General features: G+C 59.8%; 9 protein-coding genes. 6 read left to right on the top strand and 3 right to left on the bottom strand.

The window, feature by feature from the left end:
* The first annotated feature begins 36 nt into the window (after nt 1-36).
* Nucleotides 37-663 (top strand): DUF1349 domain-containing protein, encoded by a 627-nt coding sequence (locus F1C16_RS15070; RefSeq protein ID WP_185281448.1) that lies wholly within the window; start codon nt 37-39, stop codon nt 661-663.
* A gap of 72 nt (nt 664-735) precedes the next feature.
* On the opposite strand, the gene F1C16_RS15065 is transcribed toward F1C16_RS15070, so the two are convergent.
* Nucleotides 736-3198: a TonB-dependent receptor gene (locus F1C16_RS15065; RefSeq protein WP_185281447.1), complete on the bottom strand. Its 2463-nt coding sequence runs from the start codon at nt 3196-3198 to the stop codon at nt 736-738.
* 98 nt (nt 3199-3296) lie between these two features.
* Nucleotides 3297-4682 carry an Nramp family divalent metal transporter gene (locus F1C16_RS15060; RefSeq protein WP_185281446.1) on the bottom strand — a complete coding sequence of 462 codons (1386 nt, stop codon included), beginning with the start codon at nt 4680-4682 and terminating at the stop codon, nt 3297-3299.
* Between the two features lie 171 nt (nt 4683-4853).
* Here F1C16_RS15060 and F1C16_RS15055 point away from each other — a divergent pair, with 171 nt between their 5' ends.
* Nucleotides 4854-5846, top strand: a complete 993-nt coding sequence (locus F1C16_RS15055; RefSeq protein ID WP_185281445.1) for a cation diffusion facilitator family transporter — start codon at nt 4854-4856, stop codon at nt 5844-5846.
* Nucleotides 5847-5972: 126 nt separating this feature from the next.
* Here F1C16_RS15055 and F1C16_RS15050 read toward each other — a convergent pair whose 3' ends face one another.
* Entirely contained in the window at nt 5973-6995 is a 1023-nt protein-coding gene (locus F1C16_RS15050; protein ID WP_185281444.1) for an aldo/keto reductase, read from the bottom strand.
* Between the two features lie 344 nt (nt 6996-7339).
* Between F1C16_RS15050 and F1C16_RS15045 the strand changes: the two genes are divergently transcribed.
* From F1C16_RS15045 to F1C16_RS15030, 4 genes are all read left to right on the top strand, one after another.
* The gene (locus F1C16_RS15045; protein ID WP_185281443.1) at nt 7340-9019 is read left to right on the top strand and encodes an amidase; all 1680 of its coding nucleotides are present in this window, start codon (nt 7340-7342) and stop codon (nt 9017-9019) included.
* 182 nt (nt 9020-9201) lie between these two features.
* Nucleotides 9202-9660, top strand: coding sequence for a GNAT family N-acetyltransferase (locus F1C16_RS15040; protein ID WP_185281442.1), 459 nt, complete (start codon nt 9202-9204; stop codon nt 9658-9660).
* 50 nt (nt 9661-9710) lie between these two features.
* Nucleotides 9711-10346 carry a metal-dependent phosphohydrolase gene (locus F1C16_RS15035; protein WP_185281441.1) on the top strand — a complete coding sequence of 212 codons (636 nt, stop codon included), beginning with the start codon at nt 9711-9713 and terminating at the stop codon, nt 10344-10346.
* A 92-nt stretch (nt 10347-10438) separates the two neighbouring features.
* A complete protein-coding gene (locus F1C16_RS15030; RefSeq protein WP_185281440.1) occupies nt 10439-12898 on the top strand; it encodes a prolyl oligopeptidase family serine peptidase in 2460 nt (819 codons plus the stop codon).
* Nucleotides 12899-12967: the final 69 nt, after the last annotated feature.

The following is a 12967-nucleotide window of genomic DNA, read 5'->3' as shown; positions in this document are numbered from 1 at the left end:
CATGGCGTTCTTTTGTATCCTACCCTACCTCAACCCATGAAAACCCTTCTTCTCGCTACCCTTTCGCTTTTTCTAACGTTCACGGCGGCTGCCCAATCCTTCTCTACCATGCGCTGGCAAAACGCTCCCAAAAAATCGACCATCACTGCCAACAGCGTGCAGGTACAGGTAGACGGCGGCACCGATTTCTGGCGCGTGACGCACTACGGCTTCATCCGCGACAACGGCCATTTCTTCTTTCAGGAGCAGGAAGGCGATTTTCTGGCGAAAGTGAAGGTAGTAGGCCAGTACAAAGAACTCTATGACCAAGCCGGCCTTATGATTCGGTTGGATGAAAAGAACTGGATCAAGACCGGTATTGAGTACGTGAAAGGCGTACAAAACGTCAGCGCCGTCGTAACCCGCGAGGTGTCCGACTGGTCGGTGGTGCCGCGGCAGGATAGTCCGAAAGCCATGTGGCTTACGCTCCTACGTAAAGGTGACTACGTGGAAATTCAGTATTCCTTCGACAACAAGGAGTTCAAGATGCTGCGCTTAGCCTACTTTCCGCCCACGCCGGGCAAGAAAGTGCAGATTGGCCTGATGTGCGCCGCCCCCGATGGCAAAGGCTTCCCGGTGGCGTTCGAGGATTTTTCGGTAAAGCCGGTAGCGAGCGGAAAGTAATTCCTCATCATTAAGACCAATAGCACGGCTTTCGTAAACGGAAACGCCGTGCTATTCTTTTTTCAGCATTTTTTAAAACGGCACGACCACCTTCACGCTCACATTCCTACCCTGATTATAGATACCTGAGCGGCCATTGGGCGAGGCGGTGTAGTATTCAAAGTATTTCAGCCGGTTCAAGTGCGATTGATACGCCATATTAAACACGTTATCAACCTGCACAAACAGCTGCGCTACCTCACGCTGTCCGGCGCGTAGGGTAGTGCCCGCGCCCAGACCCAGCAGCGTGTAGCCCGCGGTGCGGGTTTCGGTGTTATCAACAGCGTAGAAGCGGTTTTGAGCTGCGTTGATATCCACCGTGGCGCGCACGTAGGTAGCGTGCAAGGGGCCGAGCGGGCGCGGCATAGTGTAGCGTGCTTCGAAGCGGGCGTGCAGGGGCGGAATGAACGGTAGATACTTGGCCGCGTTGCCCTCTGTGGCGCGCAGAGCGTTGTTCTGATTCAGCCCTACCACATAGGCCAGGCTGTTGTTGAGTAGGAAGCCGGGTAGGGAGGTGGGGTGCAGATTGGCCGTGAATTCGGCACCGTAGAGGCGCGCGCCGCTTTGCTGGTACTGGTAGGTAGCGTTGCCGGGCACCAGTTCCACAGGCTGGCCGTTGGCGTCGGTGAGGCGGGCCTGGTAGATGTAGCCCGTGATGCGGTTGTGAAAGGCATCCACGCTCAGGTCGGCCCAGGGGAGGCGGGCGGCCAGGCCCAGGTCTTGTTGCAGGCTGAACTCGGGGTTGAAGGTGCGGTTGCCGAGGTACACGATATGGGCGCCGGGGTCGAGGCCGTTGGAGCCTACCTCCGTGATGTTGGGCGCCCGGTAGCCCCGCGCCACGTTGGCGCGCAGCACGTACCGTTCATTCAGCGCATACGTGCCCCCCACGCTAGCCGATACGCCCCGGTACCACCGACCAAACGCCGCAAACTGTGGCTCCCTACCCGGCGCGGCCGGCACCTGCTGCTCGAAGCCCGTGGCCGGGTTCGGCCCCACGTAGAAGTCGTTCCATGTGAGGTGGCGAGTGTCGTAGCGGAGGCCGCCGGCCAGGTCGAGGCGGCCGAAGGTTTTCTTGAGATGCAGATAACCGCCAATGTCGAACAAGTTGTAGTCGGGAATGGGGAAGTCGGTGGCGTCCTGATTCCGGTTGCGCTGGGCCATGCCGTTCAGGCCCGCGGTAGCCTCCACCCCCAGCAGGGTAGGAGCGGCGTAGCGGAGGTCGTAGTTATAGGTAGTGAGTTGCACGCTCAGGCCCGGCTGCTCGGGTAGGGTAGGGTGGTTGTACTCGCGGCGGCGGTTTTGCTGCACGCCCAGCAGCGCATGCAACTCGCCCGTACCCAGCCGGAAGCGATTGCGCGTGAGCAAGCGGTAGTGCTGAATACGCTGGTACAGCGGGTTGAGGCGGTAGGTGGAAAGCTCGGCGGTGGGCACCAGCGGCCGGTTGCGGATATCGTCGCCACCATCTAGCACCTGCCGCGTAAAGCGCCGGCTCAGCGAATCGCGGCTGCCGTCGGGGATTTCCTGGTGGTTGTCGTAGAGCGTCGCCGACCAGTCGGAGCTACCCCAGGTTTTGTCTACCCCGGCCGTGGCCGTGGCGTTTAGCTCCCGGAAGGCGGTGCCGTACACGCGGCCATCCACCGGGTTGCGGTAGTTCTGAGCCAGACGGTAGGAGGCGCGGCCACCGTAGTGCCAGCCGGCGCGGTGGTAGCGCAACCCCACCGACGCGCCCAACAGGTTGTTGTTGGTCTGATACTCCGTGAGGGCGTCGCCGTGGAGCTGGCCCTCGGGGCCGTCGTCGGGGCGGCGGGGTAGGAGGTTCACTACCCCGGCCACGGCATCGGAGCCGTAGATGAGGCTGGCGGGGCCTTTCACCACTTCAATACGCTCAATATCATACTGATCTACCTCAATGCCGTGCTCGTCGCCCCACTGCTGGCCCTCCTGGCGCAGGCCGTTGTACATCGTCAGCACGCGGTTGTAGCCCAGCCCCCGAATGAACGGTTTGCTGATGTTGGGGCCCGTAGTAACGGCGCTCAGGCCGGGCACGCCCCGCACGGCCGCGTCAATCACGTTGCCATTGGCGTTCAAGTTGATGTCGCGGCGGTTGAGGGCCGCCACGGGCACAGGGCTGCGGCGTAGCTCCGTCGCGCGCGACACGCCTGTAACCACCACTTCTTCCAGTGCCGCAGGCGTGGCTACCAGGGTAGCGTCCAGCACCAGGGTTTGGGCCGCTGCTACCGTCACGCGCCGCCGCACTGGCTGGTAGCCCACAAACGAAAACACGATTTCCGCAGGGCCGGCGGGCACGTTGCGTAGCTCGTATCGTCCTTGCGCATTAGTGGTGCAGCCCTCCGCGGTGCCTACCATCGCCACCGTCACCTGCTCCAAGGGCTGGCCCGCCGCCCGCACCTGCCCCCGGATGGTAGCCGTAGCATACTGTGCCGTTGCCTCACTTCCTACCAACAGCACCAAAAGAAGAAAGAAAAGCTGCTTCATATTTAAAGCGTATGAAAAATATATTTAGATTAATCTAAACCTGTTGACCCAAAAAAGCGCCGTGGCGGACTTACCCACCACAGCGCTTTCGTATTTATTTATCCTATAAACGTCTGCACCAGCAGGTACACGTTCAGTACCACGATGATGGCCGATACACTCCAGGCCGTGGCTTGCATCCAGGGCTTGTTCACGAATACGCCCATTTTGAGCTTGCTACCCGTGAAGAGCACCAAGGGTATCACAGCAAAGCTGAGTTGAAACGACAGGATAACCTGGCTGAGCACCAGCAGCTCGCTGGTGCCGTGCTCCCCGTACATCACCGTGACCACAAAGGCCGGCACCACCGCAATGCTGCGCGTAATCAGGCGACGCATCCAGGGCTTCAGCTTCAAATCCAGAAAGCCTTCCATCACGATTTGACCTGCGAGGGTGCCCGTAAGGGTAGAGTTTTGACCCGACGCCAGCAGCGCCACCGCAAACAGTACACTGGCCGCGCCGGCACCCAGCACTGGCGCCAGCAGCTTGTGCGCGTCGGTAATGTCGGCCACGTCGCGGTAGCCGTTGTAGTGGAAGGCCGCGGCTGACGTGACCAGAATGGCTCCGTTCACGAAAAACGCCAGCAGGAGCGACACCGTGCTGTCGATGGTGGCAAACTTGATGGCCATGCGCTTGCCGGGCTCCGTCTGCTCGATCTGCCGCGTCTGCACAATGCTGGAGTGCAAGTACAGGTTGTGCGGCATCACGGTAGCACCCAAAATGCCAATGGCAATGTAGAGCATGTGCGGATTGGTAACAATCTGGGGCTGAGGTACCAGGCCTTGCGCCAACGCGAAGTAATTGGGGTGCGACACGACTACTTCGTAGATAAAGCACACAAAAATTACCACCATCAGGCCTGCCACAAAGCTTTCCAGCGCCCGGAAGCCTTTGTTCTGGAACAGTAGCACCACCATCACGTCCAGGATGGTGAGGGCCACGCCCCAGGTGAGAGGCAGGCCAAAGAGCAGGTTGAGCGCAATGGCGGAGCCGATGACCTCGGCTAAATCGCAGGCGGCAATGGCAATTTCGCAGAGTACCCACAGCACTAGGCTTACCGGCCGGGAGTAGTGGTCGCGGCAGGCCTGAGCCAGGTCGCGCCCGGTTACGATGCCGAGCTTGGCCGCCAGGTGCTGCAAGAGCATGGCGAAAAAGTTGGAAATCAGAATCACCGACAGCAGTGTGTAGCCGTAGCGGGCACCGCCTTCAATGTCGGTGGCCCAGTTGCCGGGGTCCATGTAGCCCACGGCCACCATCAGGCCGGGCCCGCCAAAGGCCAGCAGCTTGCGCCAAAAAGAGGCGTTAGCGCCGGGTACTTTAATGGAACCGTGTACCTCGGGTAGGGAATTGGCGCGCCGAGCGTGCCGCCAGCCGGCATCGGGTGCATGGGCGGGGGTAGGGGCAGAAGCGAGTGGGGTAGGCGAATCCTGTACGGGTAGAGGCATAAGTAACTTGTAGCGAAAGAACTGCGAAAGCTAGTTTAATTTTTAGATAAACCTAAAAATTAATTTAAGCGTCTATAAATACGTAGACAAGCAGGGTAAAAGTTTCGCTGAAAACAGAAGTGGTTTTTTTCGCGGAATTTTGTGGCCCTTTTTGCCGTTGCTCCCCTCCCTATGCTTGATAAGAAAACCAAAAACCGTCTGGGCCTGCTATCGTTGGTGGTGAGCGTAGCGCTGGTGGCGCTGAAGTTCTACGCCTACTTCATGACCCGCTCGCAGGTGGTGCTGACGGATGCGCTGGAGTCGATTATCAACGTCTTTACGAGCGGTTTTGCGTTCTACAGCATCTACTTGGCCAGCCTACCCAAGGACGAAAACCACCCCTATGGCCACGGAAAAATCGAGCATCTATCGGTAGGATTCGAAGGCGGACTGATTCTGTTTGCCGGCCTCTATATCTTCTACAGCGCCACGCGCACGCTGTTTGAGCCGCACGCCGTGGCCGCGCCCGATCTGGGCGTGTGGCTGCTGGCGGTAGCGGGTGTCATCAACTTAGGGGTAGGCTACCTGCTGGTGCGCGAGGGCAAGCGCCTGAAATCGGCCGCGTTGGTCGGAGATGGACAGCACTTATATATTGATGCGTTGACGTCGCTGGTATCATGCGCGGCGCTGCTGCTGGTGTTTCTCACTGGCATTGTGCTGTTCGATACGCTGGCGGCGCTGCTGCTGGGCATTGTGATTGTGGTGAATGGCTACAAGATGCTGCGCAGCTCCGCCTCGGCCCTAATGGATGAATCGGACGCGGCCACGGTGGCCGAGGTAGTGGCCGAGCTACAACGCCACCGCCAACCCGCTTGGATTGACGTGCACAACCTGCGCGTGCAGCGCTACGGCGCCAACCTGCACATCGACTGCCACATGCAGATGCCATATTATTTCAGCCTTGAAGCCATTCATAATGAGCTGAATAAGATTGAAACCCTCATGCGCCAGCACGCCGACGCCGAGGTGGAAATGTTTGTGCATGCCGACCCCTGTACCTTCCGCGCCTGCTCCCTATGCCATATGGCCGACTGCCCCGTCCGCCAACACGCCTTCGCGCACGAGGTAGAGTGGAACCTCGCCAACGCCGTCCGCAACGAGCGACATCAGTTGGCGGAAGGGTAGGAAAATTGACAAAACCTGTCATCCTGAACGCAGTGAAGGACCTTATCACGTTGAACGACCATCGTACCAACGACTCGTGCCAACGTGAGAAGGTCCTTCGTTGCGCTCAGGATGACAAATGAAAACCTACTTCTGTCGGTCCTGGCCGGTCATGTCCAGCATCCAGCCGGGGTACTCGGCGGGTAAGGCGCTGGCTTCGGCCAGCTGCTTCAACTCTTCTTCGGAGAACTTAACATCTACCGATTTCAGGTTGTCTTCGAGCTGCGACATTTTGCTGGCGCCAATGATAATACTGGTCACGACGGGCTGGTGCAGCAGCCACGCCAGCGACAGTTGGGCTACGGAAGCGCCTTTTTGCTTGGCTAGTGGGTGCAGAATGTCCAGAATGTCGAAGGCCCGGTCGCGGTTCACGGGTGGGAAGTCGAAGTTAACGCGGCGGCCGTCTTCGCCTTCCTGCTTCTTGCGGCTGTACTTGCCGCTGAGCAAACCGCCGGCCAGCGGGCTCCAAACCATCAGCCCTACCTTCTGGTCTTGCAGCAGCGGAATCAACTCGCGCTCCAGTTCGCGCCCAGCCACGGTGTAGTAGGCTTGCAGCGACACAAATTTCTCCAGGTGCAGGCGCTCGGAGGTGCCCAGCGCCTTCATCAGCTGCCAGGCGGCCACGTTGCTGGCTCCAATGTAGCGCACCTTGCCGCTACGCACCAGGTCATCAAACGCCCGCAGGGTTTCCTCGAAGGGCGTCAGCGGGTCGTAGCTATGCATTTGGTAAAGGTCGATGTAGTCGGTGCCGAGGCGCTTGAGGCTGGCTTCGGCCTGATCCATGATATGCTTGCGGGTGAGGCCTACCTGGTTGGGGCCGTCGCCCATTTTGCCGCGCACTTTGGTGGCAACGATCAGTTCGCTGCGGCTCAGACCCAAGTTGCGGATGGCCTGACCGGTCATCTCTTCTGATTGGCCTTCGGAATACACGTTGGCCGTGTCAAGGAAGTTGATGCCCGCGTCTACAGAGCGCTTCAGCAGCTCATCGGCGCCGGCCTGGTCTACCTTGGCAATTTCCTTGAAGCGACCTTCGGTCTGGCCAAACGTCATGGTGCCCAGGCACAGCTCGGATACTTTCAGGCCGGTGTTGCCTAACAGATTGTATTTCATGTTGGGGAGGGGTAGGTGGTTGTGGAAAGGGTATGCTTACCTTAACTACAAGGCAGTTGTGGCTGATGTTTCCCTGACCTTTCACTTTCTCAGTAGCTGAGTGGCTACTTGAACGGTGTAGAGACGCATACTTGCGTCTCATCGTTGAACGATTTCGGCCATCTGGCGCGAGCGAGGAGACGCAAGTATGCGTCTCTACACCGTTCAAGTAGCCTGGGAAATCAACGCAAACAACTTCCAGATAACAACTTGGATTCCTCGCTTTGCTCGGAATGACAAGAAGTTACTTGCGTAAGTGGGTAGTCCGAGTAGCTTTGCTGTGCACCTGCTGTCCCTACTCTTTCATGCTAAGAAAAGCCCTACCCTACCTAGCCGTGGGCCTGACCTGCTTCGGTGCGGGCGCTTTCGCCACGCGCCCCGTCGAGCTGCCGCCCATCACGCTGGCTACCGTACAAGCTGCCCAGGACCTGCTGGGCCTGCATTTCACCGATGCTCAGCTCGACTCTACCCTCAGCAACCTGCGGCAGAATCGCGCCAGCTACGAGGCTCTGCGTCAGTTGAATATGCCCAACAGCGTAGCGCCCGCCGAAACCTTCGACCCGCGCCCACTCCGCATCCGCCAGGCTATGCAGCCAGCACGCGTAGCGGACGCCGGCAAGCTGCCCAAAATGGGCAAGGTGAAGCTGCCCACCAACCGCGACGACTTGGCCTACTACACCGTGCGCCAGTTAGGCGAGCTGCTGCGCACCAAGCAGCTTTCGTCAGAAGAGCTAACGCAGTTTTGCCTGGCCCGCCTCAAAAAGTACGACCCGCAGTTGCATTGCGTCATCAGCTTCACCGAGGAGCTGGCGTTGCAGCAAGCGCGCCAAGCCGACAAGGAAATTAAAGCCGGTAAGTACCTCGGACCGCTGCACGGTATTCCGTGCGGGGTGAAGGATTTGTTCAGCGCCAAGGGCTACAAAACCACCTGGGGAGCCATGCCCTACAAAGACCAGATGCTGGATGAAAACTCGGCCGTGGTGGAGCGCCTGGAGCAGGCCGGGGCGGTACTGGTGGCCAAGTTTACGCTGGGCGCGCTAGCTCAGGGCGACGTGTGGTTTGGTGGCAAAACCCGCTCGCCGTGGAAGCTGAGCGAGGGTAGCAGTGGCTCGTCGGCGGGCTCAGCATCGGCAGTGGCGGCGGGGCTAGTGCCGTTTGCTATCGGCACTGAGACATTGGGTTCGATTGTGAGTCCCAGCACAGCTTGCGGTACCACCGGCCTGCGCCCTACCTACGGGCGCATCAGCAGGGCCGGAGCGATGGCCCTGAGCTGGACTATGGACAAAGCTGGTCCGCTTACCCGCTCGGCCGAGGATTGCGCCCTGGTGCTGGCCGCCCTGGCCGGCCCCGACCCGCGCGACCCGGCTACCCTGCAAGCGCCCGCGCCGTTCCGCTACGCCTTCGACACCAATATTAAAAAGCTACGGGTAGGCTACCTGAAAGCGGAGTTTGACCGCGACTACCCCACCAAAGCCAACGACCAGGCCAGCCTGGACGTACTGCGCAAGCTGGGCGTGGAGCTGGTGCCGCTGGAATTGCCTACCCTACCCGCCGGGGCCATGCGCTTCGGCCTCTCGGTGGAGGGCGCCGCCGCCTTCGACGACCTCACCCGCTCGGGTCGCGACGGGCTGCTGGTGCAGCAGCACCGCTACGCCTGGCCCAACACGTTCCGGTCGTCGCGCTTTGTGCCGGCCGTGGAGTACATCCAGGCCCAGCGCGCCCGCACGTTGCTGATTGAAGCCATGGACCAGAAGCTGCAAAACTTGGACCTCTACCTGGCGCCCACCAGCAGCGCCAGCCTCACCATCACCAACCTCACCGGCCACCCGGCTGTGGCTGTGCCCAACGGCTTCCGCGCCAGCGGCCTACCCAGCACCATCACCTTCACCGGCCAGCTCTACGAAGAGGGCAAGCTGCTGGCTCTGGTGAAAGCCTATCAAGACGCCACGGACTTCGACGAGAAGCACCCGCCGCTGTTTCAATAATATAACTTAACGCTCACCCCCCCATCCCCCTCCCCTCCGGGAGAGGGGGAGCCAGACGATTAGGCTGTTAGCTATTGGCTGATAGCTTCTGTTGAACGAGGCTAACGGCTAACAGCTTTCCTCTCGGCTCCCCCTCTCCCGGAGGGGAGGGGGATGGGGGGTGGGGTCAAACTACAGAACTCATGTACTCCCAAACCAACCCCGACGGCTTCCGCATCAGCACCAACCCGGCCGAGCTGGACGTAGCCGCCATTCACCGCTACCTGGCTGAAGACTCGTATTGGGCCACAAATATGCCGCTGGAAATCCTGGAGCGCGCCATTGCCAACTCGCTCAACTTTGGGCTGTTTGCGCCCGATGGCCAACAGGCGGGCTTTGCGCGTGTCATCACGGACAGGGCCACGTTTGCTTGGCTCTGCGACGTGTTTGTGCTGCCCGAATTCCGGGGTAGGGGCTTGTCGAAGTGGCTGATGGAGGTGATATGGACGCACCCGGAGCTGAAAGATCAGCGCCGGCACATGCTGGCTACCGTAGATGCGCACGGCCTGTATCAACAGTTTGGCTTCACTCCGCTCACTGCGCCTGATAGATTCTTGGAAAAAAAGAAGCTAAATCCGTACGGAGTGGCTACTAAGAACTAATCAGGCATCATTTTTTGTAGAAAGCAGACTTCCTGTTGAAGTTGATTGATGTGACGAATTCTACCTTATCCAACCGTTGGCACCAGCTGACGGCCCCCATGCTATCCGATGAGGCAGCTCGCGCCGCGGCGTACGAGCAGCTCAGCGCCGCCTACTCCGCCTCCGACCGCCATTATCATACCCTGCACCACGTGCGGACGCTGCTGGACGCCGCCGAGCGTTATGCCTCTACCCTGCAAGACCCCGCGGTGGTGCAGCTGGCTATCTGGTTTCATGATGCCGTGTACAGTGCCCGTCGCTCCAACAATGAGGAACGCAGTGCCACGCTGGCGCTGAAGTTCTTGGAGCAGACTACCTTGTCTGCCGCCCGTCGGCAGCGCGTGACCTACCTCATCGAGCGCACCAAAGACCACACCCAGCCGCTTTCTGCGCCGGATGCTGATTTGGCGTTTTTCCTGGATGCCGATCTGCAAATCCTGGGCGCGCCGGAAGCCGATTACTGGCAATACGCCCGCCAGATCCGGCAGGAGTACCGCCTGATTCCGGATATGCTGTACCGTCCCGGCCGACGTAAAGTATTGGAAAAGATGCTGGCCGCGCCAACCCTGTATCGCACGCCCGAGTTTCGGCAGCGGCTGGAAGATGCCGCCCGCCGCAACCTGCGCCTGGAGCTGGCCGATTTGTAGATAGGCTGCTAATAGAGCCGTTGCAACGCCGGGCGGCGGTTGGCGTCCTTGGGTGGAACTGCGTAAGTTGCGGTTCATCCTTCCGCCTATCTATGCGAAAACTCTCCGCTCTGCTTGTTTTTGCCAGCGTGTTGCCACTGGCTGCTACTGCGCAAACGCCTACCTCTTCCCTGGCTCCGCTGACGGTGGAGAAAATCATGCGCGACCCTACCCAATGGCTGGGCACGGCGCCCAGCAACGTGTTCTGGAGCGAGGATGGCAAGCGCATCTATTTCAGTTGGAATCCCGATAAAAACCGCCAGGACTCGCTGTACTACGTGACTCCCGGCGGTGGTTCTGCCCGGAAGGTAAGCTTCCGGGAACAGCAGGCCCTACCCGCCGGCAGCGGCACCTACGACGAGCGGTACACCCGTAAGGTGTATGAGAAAGAGGGTGACATCTTTTTATTGGATCTGAAATCGGGCAAGGTTCGGCAGGTGACCAACACCGCCGAGCGCGAATCCAACCCCGATTTCGCCCTGCAAGGCCAGCTCGTCAGCTACGCCCGCGGCGGCAACCTGTTCACCTGGAACCCCGCCACCGGCGAAACGGTCCAGCGCACCGACTTCCGCAAGGGCGCCAAGCCCAAGAACAGCCTCACCGACCCCGAAGAGAAATTTCTGAAGGCACAGCAGCTGGCCTTGTTCGACATCATCCGGCAGCGCGACCAAGACGCCAAGGCCCGCGAGCGGGCGCAGAAGGCACTCAACAAGCTCCGCCCCAAGCCTATTTACTTGGGCCAACAGAGTGTGCGTAATCTCCAACTCTCTCCCGATGGCCGCTACGCGACCTACTCCCTGGTGCAGGAGCCGGCCAGCGAGAAGGTGGCCGTGGTGCCGGCCTTCGTCACGGCCTCGGGCTTCACCGAGGACATTTCGACCCGTACCAAGGTAGGCGCCCCGCAAACGGCTTTGCAGCTGGGCATCTACGATATTGGTCGTGATACCACCTTTGTGCTGGGCTATAGGGAGTTGCAGGGCCTCGACGAGCAGCCAGCCTACCGCAAAGAATATCAGCTGAAAGCCAAAGCGCCTACCCCCGCCGACTCAGCCAAAGCCGCTACGGCCGCTAAAAAGAAAAAGCCAGCCACCGAACTGCGCCGCGTGCAGCCCTACGGCCCCGTGTGGAGCCCAGATGGTAAGCACGCTTTCGTGGTCATCCGCTCGGCCGACAACAAGGACCGCTGGATTGTGGGCCTCGACCCCGCTACCCAGAAAATCAAGCTTCTCGACCGTCAGCACGACGATGCTTGGATCAACGGGCCTGGCATTGGCTATGGCACCGGCAACGTAGGCTGGCTGCCCGACAATCGGCGCATGTGGTTTCAGAGCGAAGCCACCGGCTACTCCCACCTCTACACCATCGACGTTACGAACGGCCAGAAAAAGGCCCTCACCAGCGGCAAATTCGAAATTCTGAACGCCCAGCTCAGCCGCGATAAAAAGACGTGGTATCTCACGGCCAACAAGCCCGAGCCCGGCCAGCAGCAATTCTACCGCATGCCAGTAGAGGGCGGTACGATGACGCAGATTACCAGCAAGGTAGGCGCCAACGAAGTCACGCTCTCACCCGACGAGAAAACGTTGGCTGTGCGCTACAGCTATTCCAACAAGCCCTGGGAGCTATACGTGATGGACAACAAGCCCGGCGCCAAAATGCGTCAGCTCACGCACTCCACTACCCCCGAGTTTGAAAGCTACCCCTGGCGCGAACCGGAAATTGTAACCTTCAAGGCCCGCGACGGCGCCGATGTGTACGCCCGTCTCTACCGCCCCGCCAACCCCGCGGCGCAAGGCCCCGCCGTGATTTTTGTGCACGGCGCTGGCTACCTCCAAAACGCGCATAAGTGGTGGAGCAGCTACTTCCGCGAGTACATGTTCCATAACCTGTTGGTAGACAAAGGCTACACGGTGCTGGACATGGACTACCGCGGCTCGGCTGGCTACGGCCGCGATGTGCGCACCGGCATCTACCGCTACATGGGCGGCAAAGACCTCACCGACCACGTAGACGGCGCCAAAATGCTGGCTGAAAAATACGGTGTCAGCCCTCAGCGCATCGGAATTTACGGCGGCAGCTACGGCGGCTTCATCACGCTCATGGCTATGTTCACCCAGCCTGAGGTGTTCAAGGCTGGGGCCGCCCTGCGCTCCGTCACAGATTGGGCGCACTACAACCATGGCTACACCGATAACATCCTCAACGAGCCCTACAACGACAGCATCGCCTACGCTCGCTCGTCACCCATCTACTACGCCGATGGCCTGAAAGGTGCCCTACTGATGTGCCACGGTATGGTGGACACCAACGTGCACTTTCAGGACATTGTACGCCTCACGCAGCGGCTCATCGAGCTGCACAAGGAGAATTGGGAGCTGGCTGTCTACCCCGTCGAGAACCACGGCTTCGAGGAACCTGCTTCCTGGACCGACGAGTACAAGCGGATTCTGAAGCTGTTTGAAACGAATCTGAAGCCGGCCGGGGTAGGGGGGAGCGGTGGTACTGGGCAGTAGGTTGTTCTTCTTACAAACTGGAATGGCCTTGCCCTTTTGATGAAGGAGCAAGGCCATTCCAGTTTGTCA

Origin of the sequence: Hymenobacter sp. NBH84, assembly GCF_014217645.1 — a bacterium.
Lineage (GTDB): Bacteria > Bacteroidota > Bacteroidia > Cytophagales > Hymenobacteraceae > Hymenobacter > Hymenobacter profundi.
Note: the sequence above shows the minus strand (reverse complement) of the source record. Positions and strands in the feature narration are given on the sequence as shown.

What these genes read in the sequence shown, in the direction of transcription:
- F1C16_RS15065 (WP_185281447.1), bottom strand. Translation starts at nt 3,198, where the DNA reads ATGAAGCAGCTTTTCTTTCTTCTTTTGGTGCTGTTGGTAGGAAGTGAG.
- F1C16_RS15055 (WP_185281445.1), top strand. Translation starts at nt 4,854, where the DNA reads ATGCTTGATAAGAAAACCAAAAACCGTCTGGGCCTGCTATCGTTGGTG.
- F1C16_RS15050 (WP_185281444.1), bottom strand. Translation starts at nt 6,995, where the DNA reads ATGAAATACAATCTGTTAGGCAACACCGGCCTGAAAGTATCCGAGCTG.
- F1C16_RS15040 (WP_185281442.1), top strand. Translation starts at nt 9,202, where the DNA reads ATGTACTCCCAAACCAACCCCGACGGCTTCCGCATCAGCACCAACCCG.
- F1C16_RS15045 (WP_185281443.1), top strand. Translation starts at nt 7,340, where the DNA reads ATGCTAAGAAAAGCCCTACCCTACCTAGCCGTGGGCCTGACCTGCTTC.
- F1C16_RS15070 (WP_185281448.1), top strand. Translation starts at nt 37, where the DNA reads ATGAAAACCCTTCTTCTCGCTACCCTTTCGCTTTTTCTAACGTTCACG.
- F1C16_RS15060 (WP_185281446.1), bottom strand. Translation starts at nt 4,682, where the DNA reads ATGCCTCTACCCGTACAGGATTCGCCTACCCCACTCGCTTCTGCCCCT.
- F1C16_RS15030 (WP_185281440.1), top strand. Translation starts at nt 10,439, where the DNA reads ATGCGAAAACTCTCCGCTCTGCTTGTTTTTGCCAGCGTGTTGCCACTG.